Raw genomic sequence first — 19,715 nt, 5'->3', positions numbered from 1 at the left:
CCTTGTTCGAGACAACCTATTTTCCCTCGCACCCAATGCCGTCGCGATCACCATCGAGCCCGTTAGGATCAGAGCCTGTGATCTGCACCCCAGGGGCAACCACTGCATTGTTTCCGCTGCCGCCTGCACAGTCCAAATCAACGCTACGGGCTCGGGTCGCACCTCGGTATCCGTTGAAGACTGCCACCGCGCGCGCTCCGTCGCCTTCAATACGCGTGTTTTGGCTATTCGGATTGAACGGATCGACAGTTTGCAAAAGCATATTTGAGCGGTTCGCATCGCCGGCAGCGAGCGTCACCGAGTCATAATTATTCAAATAGTCGGCAGTGCAGCCTGAGATGAACGCAACAACTGTTGCGGTCGAAAACCAACGCCAATTCATGAAGGTATCCCCCGACACCAAACCCATCATGCACCTTTTGAATTTTGTTGTCGAATCCACTCTCTAATCCGTGACTGGGCGTTTCCCATACAAGGCGCCGGGAGTGCTTTATTGGGTAAGGTCGATTCTTGAGCTATTGGGTATTTTTGGGTATTTTTTTAGGTATGGCCATGAAGATCGGTTTCCTGCAAATCACCCCTGAAACCCTTGCTTTGGTCTCGGAGATCGACGAATTCAAAGGGGCCGTGTTCTGTTTTCAAATCGTGCCGCTGCCCGCCGCTCTGTTGAGCGGATTGCGGCCTGAGGTTCTACTTGCAAATCCGTGGCTGAGCGGTGAAACCGGGCTGCGTTTCGTCAGTGTCGGCGTGGGACGTACGATCGAGTGTCTGTTGTATTTCGTGGCGATGGCTGCATTCTTTCTGAGCGTCACCCGCTTGCGCCCACAACAGGTCTACGGCCTTCTGCCCGTCTTTTTCATGGGTGTCATCTGTCACGGACTGGCTGCGGCGATCCAGTATTCGCTCTCCGATAGGGTTGCCATACAGGGTTTGTTGCCGTTCACGATCAATGCGGGACTGTTTGCCAACCAGAACCATTTTCAGCTTTGCTCTTCGTCTCCATCCCCTTCGTTGTCTACTACGGCCTGTTTCGCGGGCACCTTCTGTCCGGGTCGCTCGGCTTGATAACGCTGCTGCTGTTGCTTCTGGCCGCCGGTTCGCGCGCCGGTATTCTGATAGGGCTGGCGATCACCATGGTATCAGTCGTCTTTCTGTCCGCGCGCTCGAGGCTGGGCGGGTATGGAATACCCGCTGTCTTCATCGGGCTTTCACTCTACACGATCGGGGCGTGGACGAAGATCGATGCGGAAGTGGTTGACCCGGCCTTTGGACGGGCCGAATTTGCCCGCACGACGATCGCGGGAATTGAAGAGAACTGGGCGACGGGCGTCGGCTTTGGGAGTTTTCCGAAGGTCTATCAGATTTACGAAAAGGGAGAGATGATCTTCAAGCCCTACGTCAATCACGCCCACAATGATTATCTGGAATTGGCACTTGAAGGTGGCGCTCCTGTTGTCTTTCTGGTCGCAGCTTACGCGATATTGCTTTTTGCGTTTTCCGTTACGGCACGGCGAGATCCGCTGCAGAAAATGGCGTTTCTCTCAGTATCGTTTCTGCTCGTTCATTCCCTGGTCGATTATCCCTTGCGAACGGCGGCACTGGCGATGACCTTCGCCTATATGAATGGCGTTATCTTTCACAAGGGACTTGCTGAGCGGCTGAGCCAGAGAGGCGAGTCGACCGCCGCCCATGATGACAATCTGCTTGTTCCCGTCAGGCCGGCTTTGGCAAGACGATAGCAATGCGTCGCCTGAATTGGCCATGGATTGGCGCCGGATCGTGACCCAGTCATTTGACGAACGCCGAGATTGACAAGCCAGTGCATGGAACCTAAGCACGGGCGGCTAGGACCGGGGGGTTCAGGCATGTCAAGGAGAGCTTCTTGAAAGGAATTATCCTTGCTGGAGGCAGTGGAACGCGTCTTTATCCACTAACATTAGCAGTCTCTAAGCAAATTCTGCCGATATACGACAAGCCGATGATCTATTATCCGCTGAGCGTTCTGATGCTCGCGGGTATCCGAGAGATTCTGATCATTTCGACGCCGCGTGACCTGCCGGTTTTTCGCGATCTGCTTGGCGATGGATCGGAGTTCGGGCTCGACCTGTCCTATGCCGAGCAGCCGCAGCCCAACGGGCTGGCGGAAGCCTTCATCATCGGCCGCAATTTTATCGGCAAGGACAACGTGTCGATGATTCTCGGCGACAACATCTATTTCGGCGATGGGCTGTCGCAGCTTTGCCGCGACGCTGCCTCGCGCGAAAAGGGCGCTTCGGTGTTCGCCTATCATGTCGAGGATCCCCAGCGTTATGGCGTGGTTTCCTTCGACAAGGCCACGGGAACGGCGCTGACGATCGAGGAAAAGCCGCAGGTGCCGAAATCCAACTGGGCGGTCACCGGTCTCTACTTCTACGACAACGACGTCGTCGACATTGCCCCTGCCATCCGTCCCTCGGCGCGCGGTGAGCTCGAGATCACGGCGGTCAACAACGTCTACCTCGAGCGCGGCCAGTTGCATGTGCATCGGTTGGGGCGCGGCTATGCCTGGCTCGACACCGGCACCCATGACAGCCTGCATGAGGCCTCGTCCTTCGTGCGCACCATCGAGCACCGCCAGGGCATCAAGGTCGCCTGTCCCGAAGAGATCGCCTTTGAACAGGGTTGGCTGACTGTGGACCAGGTTCTGCGTCGCGCCGACCATTTGGGCAAGAACGAATATGCCGCCTATCTGCGCCGGCGTGTCGTCGACCTGTCGGAGGCCTAGGTGCTGGAAGTCAGGCCCCTTGGCATCGATGGCGTTCTGGAAATCGTTCCGAAGCGACATGGCGACGCGCGCGGCTTCTTCGTCGAAACCTACAATGCCGAGCGCTTTTCGCAGGCCGGCATAGACTTGGCTTTCGTGCAGGACAATCATTCTTATTCCGCCGCGGCGGGCGTCTTGCGAGGGCTTCATTATCAGCTTGCGCCGCGCGCCCAGGACAAGCTGCTGCGCGTCATCCGGGGCAGCATTCTCGACGTTGCGGTCGACATTCGCCGCAGCTCCAAAACTTTCGGAAAATGGGTCGCTCTCGAAGTGTCGGCCGAAAAGGGCAACCAGATTCTGGTGCCGAAAGGCTTCGCGCACGGCTTCGTGACGCTCGTGCCCGACACCGAGGTCCTGTATAAGGTGACCGATACCTATTCGCAGGCGCATGACCGGTCGATCCGTTTCGACGATCCCGCCATCGGCATCGAATGGCCGTCATTGACTGGCGGGTTCCAGCTCTCGGACAAGGACCTCAAGGCGCCGCTGCTGGCTGCCGCCGAGGTGTTCGCCTGATGGGTTATTTGAGGACAGCGGCATGAATTTTCTGGTGACGGGCGGTGCTGGCTTTATCGGTTCGGCGGTATGCCGGCATCTATGCGCCAACCCGGCCTATCGGGTGACCAATCTCGACAAGCTGACCTATGCGGGAAACCTGGCCTCGCTGCGGCCGATCGAGAACGCACACAATTATCGCTTCGCGCAGGCCGATATCTGCGACGAAAGGGCCGTGCTCGACATCCTCCGGCGCGACGATATCGACATCGTCATGAACCTTGCCGCCGAGAGCCATGTCGACCGCTCGATCGATGGGCCGGGCACTTTTATCGAGACCAACATCGTCGGCACCTACAAGATGCTCAATGCCGCGCTGGAGTACTGGCGCGGCCTGCCCGAGGACAGGAAGAGCCATTTCCGCTTCCATCATGTCTCGACCGATGAGGTGTTTGGCGATCTTGCGTTCGATGGCGGCATGTTCGTCGAGGAAACGCCCTATGCGCCATCCTCGCCCTATTCCGCCTCGAAAGCGGCCTCGGACCATCTGGTGCGGGCCTGGCACGAAACCTATGGCCTGCCGGTCGTGCTTTCCAATTGCTCGAACAATTACGGACCCTATCACTTTCCCGAAAAGCTGATCCCGCTGGTCATCCTCAATGCGCTCGATGAAAAGCCGCTGCCGGTCTATGGCGCCGGCGCCAATGTGCGCGACTGGCTGTTCGTCGAGGATCACGCGCGCGCGCTGGAACTTGTCGCGACCAGGGGACTGCCGGGCGAAAGCTACAATGTCGGCGGCAATTCCGAGCGGACGAACCTTGGCGTCGTCGAGACGATCTGCGATCTGCTCGACAGCAGGCGGCCGCGGGCAGGGGGCAAGAGCTATCGCGACCTGATTTCCTTCGTCACCGACCGCCCCGGTCACGATCGCCGCTATGCTATTGACGCCTCGAAGATAGGCCGGGACCTGGGCTGGACGCCCAATGAGAATTTCGACAGCGGCCTCGCCAAGACCGTCGACTGGTTTCTCGACAACAAATGGTGGTGGGGACCGATCCGCGAGCAGCGCTATGCCGGTGAACGGCTGGGCGAAGCACGCAAGGGGGCGGCGTGAGGCTGGTTGTCACCGGGCGCGACGGACAGGTCGCGGCAAGCCTTCTGGAGGCCGGCCAGGCGGCCGCCGGCGTTGAGGTCATCGCCATTGGCCGTCCGCAACTCGACCTTGCAAGACCCGACACGGTGATCGAAGCCATCGCGGCCGCGAAGCCGGATATCGTCGTGTCGGCTGCCGCCTACACGGCGGTGGATCAGGCCGAGGACGAGCCCGATCTGGCATTCGCGGTGAACGCCGTCGGCGCCGGCAAGGTGGCGCAAGCCGCGGCGGAGCTTGGCGTTCCCGTCATCCATCTATCGACCGACTATGTCTTCGACGGCACCGCCCCTGGCGCCTATGTCGAGACCGACGCCACTGCACCGCGCAGCGTCTATGGCGCCTCCAAGCTTGCCGGCGAACAGGCGGTTGCATCGGCCAATCCGCGCCATCTGATCCTGCGCACGGCATGGGTCTACAGCCCGTTCGGCAAGAATTTCGTGAAAACCATGCTGCGGCTGGCCGCCGACCGCGACGAGATCGCGGTGGTGGCCGATCAGTGGGGAAATCCAACATCGGCACTTGATATCGCCGACGGCATCTTTCATATGGCGCGGCACCTCAAGGCGGACCTGAAGTTTGCGGAGTGGGGCGTCTACCATGTGGCGGGCGACGGCGACACAAATTGGGCCGAGTTTGCACAGCGCGTCTTCGTAACGAGTCTGGAAAGGGGCAGGCCGTACGCTGCGGTGCGCGGCATTTCGACGTCAGACTATCCGACGAAGGCGAAACGTCCTGCGAATTCACGCCTCAACTGCGGTAAAATGGCCGCTACGTTCGGCTGGCGGTGCAGATCTTGGTACACCGCGTGCGACGAGGTGGTTGAGCGGCTGACGGCCCGTTTGTAGGACCTTGCCAAAGTCATCTGATTGCAGTGTCAGGCCACGATGATACGAGCGGCAACCACACAGATCAATATCGACTCGCCTGGAGTACTTGCGAATGAAGGATGCCAACCACGGACCAGATGTCGTCGGGAAAAGCTACCTAGAGACGATCGCCGATATCCACTCGGCCCTAAGGCCGCGATCCTATTTCGAAGTTGGAGTCCAGTTTGGAAATACTCTTGAGCTGGCCAAGTGTGAAACGGTAGCGGTCGATCCCTACTTTGTCTGTGCAAAGAACATCATTGGCTCCAAGCCCCGCTGCTTTCTCTATCAGCAGACCAGCGACGATTTTTTCAAGAAAACGCGTCCGAGCAAGATTTTGGGCAAGCCTGTAGATTTGGCCTTTCTAGACGGCATGCATCTGTTCGAGTTCCTCCTGCGCGACTTCATCAACACCGAAAGAGAGTGCGCGGAAGGCTCAATCATTCTGCTGCACGACTGTCTCCCTCCCGGCTACAAGATGACCACCAGGGATATGAAAACGGCGATCGAACCTGCTGACAACAACTTTCCAGGGTGGTGGGCAGGTGACGTATGGAAGGTAGTTCCCACCCTGCTGAAGTATCGTCCCGATCTATCCGTGACTGTCACGGACTGCGCGCCGACCGGGTTGGTCGTCGTTACCAATCTCAACCCCGAGAGCACGGTTCTGCAGGACGCCTATGATGATATCTTGAAGACATTCAAAGCTGACAATCGGGATGAGTATGACGACTATTGGAAGTCGGTCAAAATCGTTCGTGAAACGGCGCTCAATATCGCGGCAAGGCACCGGCCGTTCGACGGATGCGGAAAGAGTTCCTGATATGGAAGCGATGGCCGAGCGGGTGACTGGGTTGGTCTCGTCTGCCCCCCGCGCGCCCGCTCCTATAAGTCGGAAGATCGCATCTTTTCGAAAGGCGACAGCCCAATTGACTCTGCGACGCTGTCAGCGCAAGTAGGTTTTCACTTTTCCGTTATCTGGATGTGATACCTGCATGATACCTGCTCTATTCCTTCATATTCAGAAGACCGCCGGGACGTCCATACTTGCAAAGGCATCCGAGCTGTATGGTCGAGAAAATTGCTGCATGCACGGCGATTATCTCAGCCGCACACCGGAACAACTCGAACCCTTGATGATGGTATCCGGCCATTTCGGTTTCGATTACGCTGAACGCTTCATGACGGGACGTTACAGCTTTACCTTCCTCCGGGATCCCGTTGAACGGCTGCTTTCATATTACAGCTACTGTCGTGGCGCGACGAGAGATGAGTATGAAATCAATACGTTGGCACATGACAACGATGCTGAAATGTTCTTTCGGGCAGGAGAGACGGCTGACTCCAAGTTCGCTTCGCACATGTGGAATCATCAAGCATGCCAACTGGCGTCGGGCTGGGGCGCCTCGTTGGTCGGTAAGAGCGATATCGAGCCAGGCGGGTTGCCGCCGGACGAGCTCCTCGATCGGGCCAAAGCCAACCTAGCTCGCTTCGATTACGTTGGGCTGGTGGAGAATTTCGAGGCCGACAACGCCGCAATCTTCGCCGCGCTTGGCGATACATCGTCGAACGTTTTCCGGATCAACGCAGCGCCGGTCCGAACGATGCGAGAAGAACTGCCGTCATCGACCCTGGACCTGTTGGCGACGTTGACCGAGATCGATCAGCAACTCTACGGCTGGGCGGTCCGATGGCGGGCGTCAGCGTATCAAACCCATAGAGATGGTACTGCGGCGGTTGCCGAATACGGGGCACGGCGTGCGTCACGCCGTGGCTAGCACGAAGCAGCGCTGGCTTCGAGGATGATCGAAGCGAACTTCTCTTTCGATGTGCCAGCCTGTCGATCCCGCCATAAACTCAATGTCGGCGACCTTATAATGATACGGGTCCGCGTCACCGTAAGTGGTTATGCCGCCTCTCGGATGTGAGATAGGCCGCCACAATGGCAGGCCATCATCACACACAAAAAAAGTCGCGAACAACCTACCGTCAGTCGCCATTGTCGGCCGAAGCTTCTCAAGGCAAGTTCGAATGAGGTTGATTGGCAGGTGCGTGAACAGCGACAAGGCCAAGGCGTAGTCGAACGTGGTACCCAATTTGCCAACGTCAAAATCACCGGTCACCAGCAGATTGGCCCGCGGCACTTTGTTGGCCAGTCCCAACGGCGCCAGTTCCCTGTCGTATCCGGCGTCCATGATGCTAGCATTTATGTCCGCGCCGAAATAATTACCCGCGTCAAGATAATTGGCGAAGTGGACCCCGCCCCGGAAACTGCCGCAGCCAAGGTCAATCAGCCTGTGACGGGGCTGCAGGCCATTATCGACCAGCAAGTCGAATTGCAAGCGGCCGATTTCATCCCACATTCCACCGATGATCTGGCGATGGTCGCCTGACTCCATCGCTCGGGCGATGGCGTCCGTGCGATGATAAGCGCTTGGAAGTCTTTGATCGTTGGTCATCGAACGGTGCCCCGAATGGATGCGGAACAAATTCAGGCGGCTGCAATCTTGCGAACTAGGGGCGTGTCCGAGGTCAAATCAGCGGGGGTCAACTTGAAGGTCATTCCCAGGCTGAAGAAGCCGTAGTCAATCTCATCCGGGGCCGGCATAACCTTGAAGATCACGGCATCAAGTATGCGATGAAGGTATTGTCTTTCAAAATTTGCATTCCCCATCGCTCCAACGTTGATGAAATAAACTCCGGCCCGTAGCAGGCACTTAAACTCAAAGTTGACCTGCACAGACTCGCCTACCCCTAAGCTCTTCAGCCGAAGATCCGGCACCCGATCAGTATTTCCCCCACACAGTTCCACACCGTAAGGGGATTTGAACAGGGTGCCAAACGCGAGATCGTCGACGTCCGTGGTTGCAGTGAAGGTATATTGCACCGCGTAGACACAGCCTTGGGTCAGCACGTTGACCATTTCCCCACCGGTGTTGACAATCCGCACGTCGGCAATGCGCCCACCAGTCTCTTCATAGGGCGTGATGGTCTGGCTGGTAAGCGCAGGGTCCCAAAAACCATCATCAACGATCTCCGACTGTTCGGGTCTCTGCGTCGGCAACTTCGTCGCTGGTGCATGATTGCCAATCACCGGCGGGCCGTCCGAATCGCTAGTGCCGGCAAGCGTCTTGATCTCTTCACGCACTTGTCTGGCCTCTTCGCCACGAAGATTGACAAGCCGCTGATATTGGCTGGCCACCCGCTTGGGTGTGCCCTCCAATATCTTCTCGCCGCCATCGATGAGAATTGCGCTGGTACACAATTGAATGATCGTCTGGGCGCCATGCGAGGTAAACAGGATAGTAGCTCCGGCGTCCTTGATCTGCTCGATGCGGGCCATGCATTTGCGCTGGAACGCCTCATCGCCCACCCCAAGCGCTTCGTCGACGACCAGGATGTCGGGATCGACATTGATCGCGGTAGCGAAGGCAAGTCGCATATACATGCCGGACGAATAGGTCTTGACGGGCTGATCGATGAAGTCGCCGATCTCCGCAAATCTTTCGATCTGCTCGAAACGCCAGGCCATCTCCTCCCGTGGGACGCCGAGAATGGAGGCATTGAGGTGGACATTCTCACGCCCGGTGAATTCGCGATTGAAGCCGGCACCGAGTTCAAGCAAGGCCGCGATCCGGCCGTTGACTTCAACCGTACCGCTGGTCGGTGGAAGCGTTCCGCAGATCACTTGCAGCAGCGTGGATTTTCCCGATCCATTACGGCCAATGATGCCAATCACTTGGCCGTGGCCGAGTTCGAAGGAGATGTCGTTGAGAGCCGCGAAGTCCTTGTAATAGCGGCGGGGTTGCATGCCCACTAAACGTTCCAATCGCGGCACGATCATCTGCTTGAAGCGGTCTTCCGGCCGCTCGAACATCGTGTATCGCTTGGTGACGTTGCGAACCTTGATCGCAAAGGGCCGGCTATCGCGCTCAGATGACATCGGCAAATCCCCCTCGTGTCTTCTCGAAGAACAGCCTGCCTAGCAGCGCGACGATCAAGGCAACGCAGAAATAGGCGGCCAGCGCCCACCATGAAGGCAGGGTATCCATGAGGACGACGGCACGGAAATTTTCGATCGGCACCGTCAGCGGGTTTAAAACCACCCAGGGCCGAAGCCATTCCGGCATCGATGTTCGGGGCGTGAACATGGGCGAGAGAAACATGGACGCCGTCAGAACCGGACCGATCATCTGGCTGATGTCGCGAAAATAGACCCCCAGAGAGGCCAAGACCCACGCAATTCCCTGCACCAGCAGGACGAAAGGAACAATCGTAAGGGGAGCGAGCAAGATATAGAGCGACAGGCTTCCGGTTATGATCAGGGTAAAGACCAGCAGCACGGCCAGACTGATTCCGAGTTGCACCATCGCGGAACCGGTGACCACCGCCGGCAGAATTTCGATCGGAAAGACGATCTTTTTCACGAAGGTCGCGTTGTTCAATATAGCCCCCGTCGATTTGGACAGAACCTCGGCATAGAAGTTGAAAAACATGAGGCCACAAAACAGGGCAAGCGCAAAGAATCCGACGGAGTGGTTCTGGTTGGCACCTGCGGCGGCCCATTTGACGCCGAACACGGAGCCAAACATCAGGGTGAAAACGGAAAGGGTGAGCAACGGCGTTAACAGCGCCCAACCAATCCCGAAAAACGAACCCTTGAACCTGCTGCTCACGTCCCTGCGAACAAGATTGGACAAGACCTGAAAATCGCGCTGACTAATCATCGGGTGGCCTTGTGTAGCTCTTTTATCGCCTGATCGATGTGGTCCATGGCCACTTCAACGTCAACCGTGGACTGCATGGCATAGGTCTTTGGCTGCCACGTTTCAGATGATCCATTAGAGTCACATAATATGACATTGTAGTCGAACTTCTTCAGGGCACAGATACGGCTGATCCATAATTCGACTACTCCGCCGCCGGCACCCCAGAAATTGATCCAGGCGTCGGGCATCAAGTCGAAAACCACCGTTCCCGCCTTCGACCATATCAGGTTGGCAAAGGCGGACCCATGCGCTCCGACGATAATTTCGGCATCTGTGAAAAGGTCGATCTGGTCCGAATAAGCCAGCACGGCCGGATCGATGACCTTGAAACCACGCTTGACCAGCGCAGCCTGAAGCGCGGCTTCGTTGGCTATCGTCCTACCGGAATTTGTGGTTTCGCTTGAACGCCCGAGATATATCCGTCTGGCACGATAGTCTTGAACCGCCGGGGGAAGCACGAGCGTTCGCGACATCAGATCGGCTGTTTCCGGATGCGGGAAGAACGTGGTGAACGTGGTCAGAGCATTGGAGACAATGGCCGAACGGAACTTGTAGACAGCGGTGCTGGCCGCGTCGAGGATAAGAAAATGGTGTGGAAGGAAGCCCCAGACCGACAGCATCCTGATCAACCATTTTGGCGCTTTCGTCGACAGGACAACACGCAACCGCTCAGCAATGATCTCATCACGAAACGCCAACAATTGTGGAACCATATCAAAGACCACATGGCCGAACGCTTGGGAGTAGTGCATGGGAATGATCACGTCCGCATCGATCTCGGTCGCTGTTTCAGCCTTCAGATGCGCGCCTGCATCGTCTTCCACCAAATATTCAAGCTCTGTCACTTGCGACCTGACATAGCGGTAGATGCGCATCGTTTCGGCGATGACCTGGTTGTTCCGGGTGACGAGAGCCACGGCGATCGGATGCGCCACACAATTGTGAAACCGACCGAACCGCAATGGCGCTGCCTCATAGGGAACCGTCTTCAGCATGCGAGCGAATTCGTCGCCATTGACCACGCCTTTCGCGACGTGCAGTCGCGGAGCTAGTTCAGCCTCGACGTTGCAGGGAGAGAACGCGGTCCAAATGCAATCCTCGTTCGAAGTGAGCATTTCTTGTTTGCTCGACGCCACCCTGCCAATGGATTCGAGCGAAACCTCCTGGACATCGTGCCCTTCCAACTGGTGACGACTAGAGGCCATCGCAACCTGGTCCGGGAGATCAGCGATTACTTTTTTTTTTTGCGCCGGCTCGGTTGCAGAGGACGGATTAACCACGCGTTTCGCGGCACGATAGGCAAAGCGGACGGCCTTGAACATCATTGGCCTGTCGTAAAGCCGGTGCGCCACCCTGAACTTCAGGGGCACCTTGATCGAACCGGGTTCAGGCATCGTCAGGACCGCCGGGCTCGTCGTCGTCAGCTTCGGCTGAGGTTGCTCAACCGCTTGGGCGTCCCGCGCCTTTTGAATGCTTCTCGCCGCAGTTTCCGTGATTTCGCGCTGCGGCTCAGGAGCGGTTTCATTCCCGGACTGCAAGCGGCTGGCTTCCTGCTTGAGCAAAGTCACCTTGCCATCGAGGTCAGCGACTTCCCGGATTTTTGCGGCACGGAGCTTTGCGATTTCGGCGTCCCTGGCTTCCTCGGGGATCGCCGCTAATTGCTGCCTGAGTTCGAACCGCACGCGTTCCGGCGCAACGTCGTAAATATCGTCAACCATCGACATGCCATTTTTCACGCGAAGCGTGGCCTCCAGGAACCCCCGGCCGTGTCTCCGGTCTGGTTCGAGATAGCATCCCTCGGCCCATTCGTTCCAAGCATTGATGAAGACCAGTTGATCGCCTTCCGCGCGATTGGCGCGCGTCAGCGAACTCGATCCCCGCAGCCAGCGCTCATAATTTGCAACGGTGGAGCCAAGAACGATCAATGAGCGATTCTTTACCCGGGCCGTATTGTCCCAATCGGGGAAAACGGTTCGATAGATCCGCTTGCGGCTATGGTCCCTCGATAGGAAATCGCGCGCAACGTTGGCATATTCGACCGGGTAGCCTTCGAATGGCTTATAGGTCGGCACGATCTCCTTCACACCATGGAATTTCATGTTGTGCGGCGGGAACTCGACGCCTGCGTCGAACTCATACTGCTCGTAGTCGTTATTGCCGTGAACGAGCGCGTTCACGATGTGAATTTCGCCGATACCCATCTTGCGGCAATGCTCCCGCCAGCGCTTACCTGCGGCCTTGGCGTCAGGAAGATGCTGCGGCCGGTAGACGACCAGCAACGGCTTGCCATCGACCCGCAGATAGCGGGGATCCTTGAAATAGGGAAAGAGGCTTTCGATGAAGCGCAACTCCCAATCCGGACCATAGGTCTGCGCGATTAGAACCTCGTGCTCGGCGGCGTCCCATCGGCGGGTCCAGTTTTCGTTCGCCCAGCACAGGCAGAAGCCCATGTCGATGCTCTTGTCGGTCAGGAAAGCATCGACCGGCTTCTCCATCAGCCGGTGGCCGTCGAACCAGTAGTAGTGAAAGCAGAAAGCGTCGATCCCGTGCTCCCTAGCGACCTCGGCCTGATCGCGGATGGTGTCCAGGACGCGAAGGTCGTAGTAGCCGAAATCGGTCGGATAGCGCGGTTGATTATGGCCATCGTAGAGCGGCTCCGCCTTCGCAACGTTGGTCCATTCGGTGAACCCTTTGCCCCACCATTCATCGTTCTCGGGGAACGGATGGAACTGCGGCAGATAGTAGGCAACATAACGCAGCGCCATTATCGCATGCTCAGGATCGACTTCACGATGCGACGGCCGGTCGGGCCGAGCATGCGGCCAACCATCGTTCTGAACGTCGGTCGCTGCTGTGGCGAATAGTGTGGCGGCGGGACAAACGGCAAATTCGAAACAGGCTTGCCGATTTTCGGGGGCGCGCGATCGAGCAGGACAAACTCATTCTTCGGCGAGTTCGCCAGTTCTGCCTTCACGACCGTCTGATAGATCTGCGAATAGGCGCCGAGTTCCAAAGCTGCCCGGACTTGTTCGGGCGTTTTCTTCCAGTTCTCGGCGAACTCTGTCATCTCGGGCGTCCGCACGACAAAGAGCGCGTCGACGATCTTCAGATTGGCTTGGCGGAAGAGGTGCTGAAGGTTCTTGGCGCCAAAGAAGCGGATATGTGTGCGATCGAGAAGGCCCCAGTCCCGGTAGTCGACATTGTCATCAAGCATCATCGCCATCATTGCGGCATGATTGGCGTTGGGGATCGACGAGACCACGCTGCCGCCAGGCCGCAGATAGCGGGTGACCTCCCTCAATGTCTCCCAGGGATTGACCAGATGCTCGAGCACATCCGCGATGACGACGGCATCGAAGCGTCGCTCACCGAAGACCTCGCCCCATCCTGGCGTGTTGAGATCGCCCTGGACCGCGTCGACGCAAAAGCTCTTCAGGATCGGAATGCAGTTCGGATCATATTCGAGCGCGGTAACCCGACAGCCGTTCAGAGCTATCAGTGGCTTGGCGATCGACCCCGGTCCGGCGCCGATTTCGAGGACATCCTTATCCCTGCCGACTAACCGCAACACATTTGCCGCAGCCGTGTCCGAATTCGGGTCGACATCGAAAACGTAGATATCTGCTGATGTCTTCTGTTTTGCGCTCACTTATCCGTGCCTCGTGTGTCTGCGCCAATCTTTCGGATCGGCAAAGCAAGCTTTGACAATGCTTTCGCAACTTTCCACGATTTGCTCTCGTGGATAAGCGTTAGCTCGCGCGCCGCTGCCTGAAGGCTTTCCGTCACGGCCGCCAATTGGCCTCTCAGGGCCGAAACGTCAAGGCCCTGCTTGTCGTACTGCTCGGTGAGCGATCCTAAATCCGCTTGGAGAGCTGACATCTGGCTGACATGCTTTGCGATTTCCTGTCTCGCATCTGTGAGTTGTGCCGAGCGCGTTGAGAGCTCGGCATTCAAGCTCGCGATCTCATCGATTCTCGTGGCCAACTCGCTTGACTTGGCGGCGATCTCCAATCGCAGTTGTTCTGCTTGGTCCCTCAGGGTCGAAACGTCCAGGCCCCGGCTGTCGTACTGCTCGGTGAGCGATCTCAAATCTGCCTGGAGAGCTGACATCTGGCTGACATACCTTGCGATTTCCTGTCTCGAATCTGCGAGTTGCGCCGAGCGCGTTGAGAGTTCGGCATTCAAGCTCGCAATCTCACCGATCCTTGTGGCCAACTCGGTGGCCAACTCGCTTGACTTCAGTCGCTCTGCTCTTATCTCACCCTCGACCGCCTGCCCTTCCATTGGGTTCTGGTCCTCAACCATCGCTACGATCTTTGATTTCAACGCATCGCGTTCCGCGCTAAGTTGATCGACTTGAGACATCAGCGCCCGGACATTGCCGACCAGTCTTAACTCTGTGGCGGCGTAATCGGTTGTCGGCGCGAGGCGCGCCTTGGTCTCACGCGCCAGCAATTCGGCAAACATGACTTGGCCAGCCGGCAGCCAACTGTCCTCAAATTCGTCATAGATTGCATCGAGTTCGGCGGTCGCTGCTGGCGAAGACGCGTCTTCCTCGAGGTCGAGCATGGCAACATAGGCTCGCTTGACCAGATCCGGCACGCCATCATTAGCCATGAGCAAGTCGACGCTCGCCAGATGGTGCTGGTGATCAGTCGACAGATAAGCTGCAATTTCTTTCTCGACAGAGCTAATCTTGCGCGGCCATTCGATCGAAAATCGTTCTGAGATCTTCTCCAGGGCAGGCCCGAAATCTCGAACCATCGACTCGTACGACAAGAAGACACGAGGTGAATTCCTAGTGCTTCTCTCGGAGGCCAGAACGTAGTTCAGCCAAACGAGGGAGGCGAATCCCAGATCCATTCCGTCGCGCTTTGCCAGCGATTTGGCGACCGACAGTGGATTGCGAGTGATCGTTACATAGTCAGTCTTGTACCTGAGCGATGTAAGCAGTTGCTGATAGATCGGCACAATGCGCGAAATCCGCGGCTCCTTGAGCACGATCGTTGGCATGCCGCCATATTCGCCATCGAGTAGGCGAGCGATCTCGTCGTGGTAGAATCTTAACCGGCTTGCCGACAGTTCCTCGACCCGGACCGGCCTCCAATCGTCCCACCGGCTACCAAGTTCGAGCAAGAGCTGCTCGTTCAGCAGGGCCAGATGCAATGGTTCCCAATAACCTGTCCGGTTGCTTTCGTCGGCGGGAATCAAGTTCTTTGGTGGAGCAACACCCAGCAGTTGAAGCACGCCGGCCAACGCGCTGGTGCCGGACCGATGCATGCCAAGAACCATCAAGCAGGTGCGCTCGCCCTGGCTTTCTCGCTTTAACTTCGAACTCTTCATTGTCGTCGCGGCAACAGCCATAATTGTATCCCATGGATGGGCAAGCCACAGAGCTGGCTTCTGCGATCATGAGCCTTGCCTGTACTCTACGCCGGTTTTGGAAGCTGCAACCGAGTCATTACGTCTCTGAAGGCCGTCCCAGTATGGAAATGGCCAGCGTGCCATCATGTCGCGACATGTTATGACTATAATGTGGCGCGCCCGCGCCCCACCTCTGGTAGCTTTGTCCTCTGCACGCACTCGACCCGCAAACTTGGCCTTCATAGCCATTTCGACCAGTTGCGTCGTAGCGAGGTCGAGAGCAGAGTCAATTGCGGCAAAACCGAAACAACGCTGACGCGGCGGCAGTGTCCAAATCGCAACGCACCGATCGGACTCCACCGATCCAGTAACAGGGCGTCAAGCTTACTCGTATTCACGCTCTTGTCCGAAAAAACCTCTGGCTATGCCCTCGCACCCGCAGTATGCGATACAGGACGGCGGGGGTCGGGGATGGCACTTGGGTAAGGTGATTGATCGCGAAGTATCTTCGTGTTCGCACTTCGCTGGTGTCGATGCCCTTGAGCCTGGAGTCTAGTGCCGTCCTATGAATTCCCATCTAGAAGCTGTGTTCGGGCTCAGGCCACAGATGCGGCGCGCCTTCATCATGGTCCAGGACGTGGTCATGGTCCTGGTCGCCGTGGCACTCAGCCTTATTCTTTCGCGGTCGAATCTTTCGTTCGAAGCGTTCTCCAACGAGGGTCTGGCGACATGGGCGGGCATCGTCGTCATCAGCCATTTGTTGTTCCGCTACAGTGGCCTTTACACCACTGTCTGGCGCTTCGCCTCGACGCCGGACTTTTTCAACATCCTGAAGAGCTGCGCGATTTTGACGTTCACTCTTTACATGGCGTCGCTGCTGCTGCGTTTTTACCGGCCGGTGGCGGGGCTCAACGAGCGTCAGTTCATCGTCTTCTTCCTCGTCTCCTTCACCATCATATCGGCACCCCGGCTGTTCTACCGCTTCCTGCGTGACGGCGCGAGCTGGGGGATTCTGAGCCGCAAGACCGACCAGCAGGCCAAGCGCGCTCTGTTTGTCGGCCGGCTCGGCGAGGCCGACCTGATCATTCGCTTCACGCGCACGGCGCAACCGGCGGACTATTCCATCGCAGGCATCATGGCCACCGAGCGCGGCGCACCGTTGGGCACGCGGATTCAAGGTGTTCCCGTGGTGGCGACAATGCCGCGCCTGATCGATGTCCTGGAAGACTATGCGACCGGCACCAAGAGCCTGGACTTGCTGATTTTCGGCAGCGGCGCCGAGCACGAAATCGAGGACTATTCGGAACTTGTGCGCATTGCCCGGCACGGCGACATAAATGTGGTGCAGTTCTCAGGCCTTTCGGAGTTGGAACAGCACGGAAAGCTCGTTCTCGACACCGTCGAGATGGAAACGATCCTGCGCCGGCCGACGGTCGCGTCCGATATCCAGCGCATCGGCGCCTTTGTCGGCGGCAAACGCGTTCTGGTGACCGGCGGTGCCGGTTCGATCGGCCAGACGCTGGTCAGGCGGTCGCTGGAACTCGGAGCCGAGGCGGTGCTGGTCGCCGACAACTCCGAGTTCGGCATTTTCCAGCTGAGCCAGTATGTTGACGAGAAGGACCACGACCGCCTCAAGGTCCGCATCGTCGATGTCGCGGACCGGCGCCAGATAACGCGTGTCGTCACGGAATTCCGGCCGGACATCATCTTTCATGCCGCGGCCCTCAAGCATGTTCCGCTGCTCGAGGAAAACTGGGATTCGGCCATCCAGACCAATATCTTCGGAACGCTCGTCTGTGCCGAGGTCGCCGCCAAGTGCGGGGTTGCGCAATTTGTCCTGATATCGAGCGACAAGGCGGTGGATCCCTCGTCAGTGCTCGGCATGACGAAGCGGGCCGCCGAACAGATCATCAGCGCCTTGCATGGCACGCCGGCAGGCGAGACAAGCGGGCGTCGCCCGGCCACCAAGTTCATTGCAGTGCGGTTCGGCAACGTCTTCGGCAGCAATGGTTCGGTGGCGACCATATTCCAGGCGCAGATCGAGGCCGGAGGGCCCGTCACCATCACCGACCGGCGCATGACGCGCTATTTCATGACCGTGGCCGAAGCCGTCGATCTCGTCATCATGTCGGCGGCCGACGCCGCGTCGCGGCAGAGCGGAGACGATTATGCCGTCTATATGCTCGACATGGGCAAGCCGGTGCCGATCCTTGAAGTGGCCGAAACGATGATCCGCTTGTCCGGAAAGAGCCCATACAAGGACGTCGCGATCCGGTTCACCGGCATAAGGCCGGGTGAAAAACTCCACGAAACGCTGCATGGCGAAGACGAGGAACTCGTCGAACTCGGCATCTCGAAGATTTTCGGCCTCAGCACGGACGTCGTGGAATGGTCGGATGTCCAGGTCGCGCTCACGGCGCTGCAGCAGTCGGCGAAAAACCAGGACAAGGCTGCCGCGCTCGCCGCATTGGCAGGTCTCGACCGCGCCAAGAAGGCCAGGGCAAGTGCACGTCAAGACGCGATTCCGAAGACGGCCGGGCAGGCGACCTAGAACAATTCCGGGAAAAGCGCACGGCGCTTACCTTTGGGAATTGCGCCAAATCAAAGAGATAGATCCAATCAGAATCAGAAAGCGATCTTGCTCGTGAGCAAAGATGATCTGCGCATCGCGGTCCTGATGGGCACGAAAGACGGCGCCGCCTTCATCGAGGAGCAGCTGCAGTCCCTGCTCGAGCAGTCGCACCCTCTGGTCGACCTGTGGATATCCGACGATGGCTCCGTCGATGGCACGACCGCCATCATCGAGGCATGGAAATCCCGCTGGCGGCCCAAGGGTCGAATGACGCTCGTCGAGGGGCCGCGGCAAGGCTTCGCCGCCAATTTCCGCTCCATGATCGTCGATCGACGCATCGAGGCGGACTGCTATGCCTTCTGCGACCAGGACGATATCTGGGAGCCCGACAGGCTGGAGAGCGCTATCGACTGGATGCGGACCCAGGATGCGAAAATCCCGCTGATGTTTTGTTCGCGAACCGCGACCATGACGGAAACAGGAAGCCTTGTCGGCCATTCGCCTTTGTTTGCCCGGCCGCCAACCTTTCGCAACGCGCTTGTGCAAAGCATCGCCGGCGGCAACACCATCCTGCTCAACGCAGCGGCACGCAACCTGCTGGCCAGGGCCTGCATGCGGACCGGGTTCGTCAGCCACGACTGGTGGGCCTATCTCATCGTGACCGCCGCCGGCGGCATCGTCCGCTACGATCCGCGGCCGCTGGTGCGCTACCGGCAGCATGCGGCAAACCTGGTCGGCGCCAACGTATCCTGGAAAGCAAGGGTGTCCCGGCTTGGCCGCCTGTTTAAGGGGGAATTCGCCGGCTGGACGGACCTCAACCTGGATGGCCTTGCCGTCAATCGCGACCTCCTGACCGAGGACGCGATGGTGTGCCTCGACCTTTTCACCCGCGGGCGCGACGGCGGCCTTTTCCGCCGCTTGGCAGGCTTGCGCCGAAGCGGCGTCTATCGGCAGACCGTTTCCGGAAACCTGGGGCTCTATCTCGCCTTCGTCCTGGGGCGCATCTGAACATTGCGACGGCTGCGTGGCGCGCTTGGTCAAGAGATCGGCTCATGCTACGTCGACCGGATTGACGGCATTGGCCTGCGGCATTGCCTCGGGACTTCGGCAGGGAGCACTATCGGCCGTTCATGAAGGCAGCCAAGCAAATCTTCGATCTTGCCGGTGCGGCTCTGCTGCTGGTGGCGACATCTCCTGTCTTGGCGCTCACCGTCCTTGCCGTTCGGGCATCGTCGCCGGGCCCGGCTATTTTTTCACAGGTGCGGGTCGGCCGTGACGGTCGGCTTTTCCGCTGCCACAAGTTGCGCACGATGTATGTCGGGACGCCGTCGCTACCCTCGCATGAGGCGCCGGCGGATTCCGTGACATCGGTTGGAAAGGTCTTGCGGAAGTTCAAGCTGGATGAGCTGCCGCAATTCTGGAACGTCTTGAAGGGGGAAATGAGCCTGGTCGGGCCGCGGCCCTGCCTGCCGACCCAGACGGAATTGATCGAGTGTCGCAGGCGGCTGGGGGTTTTGGCGGCGCTGCCGGGCATAACCGGCCTGGCCCAGATCAGGGGCATCGACATGTCTAACCCGGAGCTCTTGGCGCAAACGGATGCTGCCTACCTCCGCACCGCGTCGTTCTGGCTCGATCTTCGGATCCTGTTTGGAACGCTCTACCGCTGAGCAGACCATGAAAAGATCATGGTCAA

The 19,715-nt window shown here is 58.2% G+C and carries 18 protein-coding genes; 11 read left to right on the top strand and 7 right to left on the bottom strand.

Going from position 1 to position 19,715, the window contains the following annotated elements:
* Window positions 1-16 precede the first annotated feature (16 nt).
* A complete protein-coding gene (locus A9K65_RS27330; protein WP_245321919.1) occupies window positions 17-442 on the bottom strand; it encodes a calcium-binding protein in 426 nt (141 codons plus the stop codon).
* Between the two features lie 110 nt (window positions 443-552).
* Here A9K65_RS27330 and A9K65_RS36145 point away from each other — a divergent pair, with 110 nt between their 5' ends.
* From A9K65_RS36145 to A9K65_RS27295, 8 genes are all read left to right on the top strand, one after another.
* Window positions 553-1,065: a hypothetical protein gene (locus tag A9K65_RS36145; protein ID WP_245321917.1), complete on the top strand. Its 513-nt coding sequence runs from the start codon at window positions 553-555 to the stop codon at window positions 1,063-1,065.
* Window positions 1,062-1,739: an O-antigen ligase family protein gene (locus A9K65_RS36140; protein ID WP_245321916.1), complete on the top strand. Its 678-nt coding sequence runs from the start codon at window positions 1,062-1,064 to the stop codon at window positions 1,737-1,739. Before A9K65_RS36145 ends, A9K65_RS36140 begins: the two co-directional genes overlap by 4 nt.
* A 143-nt stretch (window positions 1,740-1,882) precedes the next feature.
* Window positions 1,883-2,764 carry a glucose-1-phosphate thymidylyltransferase RfbA gene (gene rfbA, locus A9K65_RS27320; RefSeq protein ID WP_013532727.1) on the top strand — a complete coding sequence of 294 codons (882 nt, stop codon included), beginning with the start codon at window positions 1,883-1,885 and terminating at the stop codon, window positions 2,762-2,764.
* Entirely contained in the window at window positions 2,765-3,319 is a 555-nt protein-coding gene (gene rfbC / locus A9K65_RS27315; RefSeq protein WP_013532726.1) for a dTDP-4-dehydrorhamnose 3,5-epimerase, read from the top strand.
* Between the two features lie 22 nt (window positions 3,320-3,341).
* Window positions 3,342-4,412, top strand: a complete 1,071-nt coding sequence (gene rfbB / locus A9K65_RS27310) for a dTDP-glucose 4,6-dehydratase (RefSeq protein WP_064995163.1) — start codon at window positions 3,342-3,344, stop codon at window positions 4,410-4,412.
* Window positions 4,409-5,296 (top strand): dTDP-4-dehydrorhamnose reductase, encoded by an 888-nt coding sequence (gene rfbD / locus A9K65_RS27305; RefSeq protein WP_064995164.1) that lies wholly within the window; start codon window positions 4,409-4,411, stop codon window positions 5,294-5,296. Before rfbB ends, rfbD begins: the two co-directional genes overlap by 4 nt.
* Before the next feature lie 94 nt (window positions 5,297-5,390).
* Window positions 5,391-6,140, top strand: a complete 750-nt coding sequence (locus A9K65_RS27300) for a class I SAM-dependent methyltransferase (protein ID WP_063167689.1) — start codon at window positions 5,391-5,393, stop codon at window positions 6,138-6,140.
* Window positions 6,141-6,312: 172 nt separating this feature from the next.
* Window positions 6,313-7,095 (top strand): sulfotransferase family 2 domain-containing protein, encoded by a 783-nt coding sequence (locus tag A9K65_RS27295; protein ID WP_064995165.1) that lies wholly within the window; start codon window positions 6,313-6,315, stop codon window positions 7,093-7,095.
* Here the strand turns inward: A9K65_RS27295 and A9K65_RS27290 are convergent.
* From A9K65_RS27290 to A9K65_RS27265, 6 genes are read right to left on the bottom strand one after another with little or no spacing between them, the layout of a single operon-like run.
* Window positions 7,081-7,776 (bottom strand): class I SAM-dependent methyltransferase, encoded by a 696-nt coding sequence (locus A9K65_RS27290; protein WP_013532722.1) that lies wholly within the window; start codon window positions 7,774-7,776, stop codon window positions 7,081-7,083. The two genes, A9K65_RS27295 and A9K65_RS27290, sit on opposite strands and share 15 nt — an antisense overlap.
* A gap of 32 nt (window positions 7,777-7,808) precedes the next feature.
* Window positions 7,809-9,260, bottom strand: coding sequence for an ABC transporter ATP-binding protein (locus A9K65_RS27285; RefSeq protein ID WP_013532721.1), 1,452 nt, complete (start codon window positions 9,258-9,260; stop codon window positions 7,809-7,811).
* Complete coding sequence (locus A9K65_RS27280) at window positions 9,250-10,044, bottom strand: ABC transporter permease (RefSeq protein ID WP_013532720.1); 795 nt, start codon at window positions 10,042-10,044, stop codon at window positions 9,250-9,252. The genes A9K65_RS27285 and A9K65_RS27280 overlap by 11 nt, the downstream gene beginning before the upstream one ends.
* Window positions 10,041-12,851, bottom strand: coding sequence for a glycoside hydrolase family 99-like domain-containing protein (locus A9K65_RS27275; RefSeq protein WP_013532719.1), 2,811 nt, complete (start codon window positions 12,849-12,851; stop codon window positions 10,041-10,043). The genes A9K65_RS27280 and A9K65_RS27275 overlap by 4 nt, the downstream gene beginning before the upstream one ends.
* Window positions 12,851-13,735 (bottom strand): class I SAM-dependent methyltransferase, encoded by an 885-nt coding sequence (locus A9K65_RS27270; RefSeq protein ID WP_013532718.1) that lies wholly within the window; start codon window positions 13,733-13,735, stop codon window positions 12,851-12,853. The genes A9K65_RS27275 and A9K65_RS27270 overlap by 1 nt, the downstream gene beginning before the upstream one ends.
* Window positions 13,732-15,450 (bottom strand): sulfotransferase family protein, encoded by a 1,719-nt coding sequence (locus A9K65_RS27265; protein ID WP_013532717.1) that lies wholly within the window; start codon window positions 15,448-15,450, stop codon window positions 13,732-13,734. The genes A9K65_RS27270 and A9K65_RS27265 overlap by 4 nt, the downstream gene beginning before the upstream one ends.
* Window positions 15,451-16,015: 565 nt before the next feature.
* Here A9K65_RS27265 and A9K65_RS27260 point away from each other — a divergent pair.
* The 3 genes from A9K65_RS27260 (at window position 16,016) to A9K65_RS27250 (ending at window position 19,689) form a co-directional block, all read left to right on the top strand.
* Complete coding sequence (locus tag A9K65_RS27260) at window positions 16,016-18,001, top strand: nucleoside-diphosphate sugar epimerase/dehydratase (protein WP_063167692.1); 1,986 nt, start codon at window positions 16,016-16,018, stop codon at window positions 17,999-18,001.
* Window positions 18,002-18,094: 93 nt separating this feature from the next.
* On the top strand, window positions 18,095-19,030 hold the full coding sequence (locus tag A9K65_RS27255; RefSeq protein ID WP_064995197.1) for a glycosyltransferase family 2 protein: 936 nt from the start codon (window positions 18,095-18,097) through the stop codon (window positions 19,028-19,030).
* 122 nt (window positions 19,031-19,152) lie between these two features.
* On the top strand, window positions 19,153-19,689 hold the full coding sequence (locus A9K65_RS27250) for a sugar transferase (RefSeq protein WP_013532714.1): 537 nt from the start codon (window positions 19,153-19,155) through the stop codon (window positions 19,687-19,689).
* The last annotated feature ends 26 nt before the right edge of the window (window positions 19,690-19,715 follow it).

Origin of the sequence: Mesorhizobium sp. WSM1497, assembly GCF_001672455.2 — a bacterium.
Classification (GTDB): Bacteria; Pseudomonadota; Alphaproteobacteria; order Rhizobiales; family Rhizobiaceae; genus Mesorhizobium; species Mesorhizobium ciceri.
The sequence above is the reverse complement of the archived record's forward strand: the minus strand, read 5'-3'. Positions and strand labels throughout refer to the sequence as shown.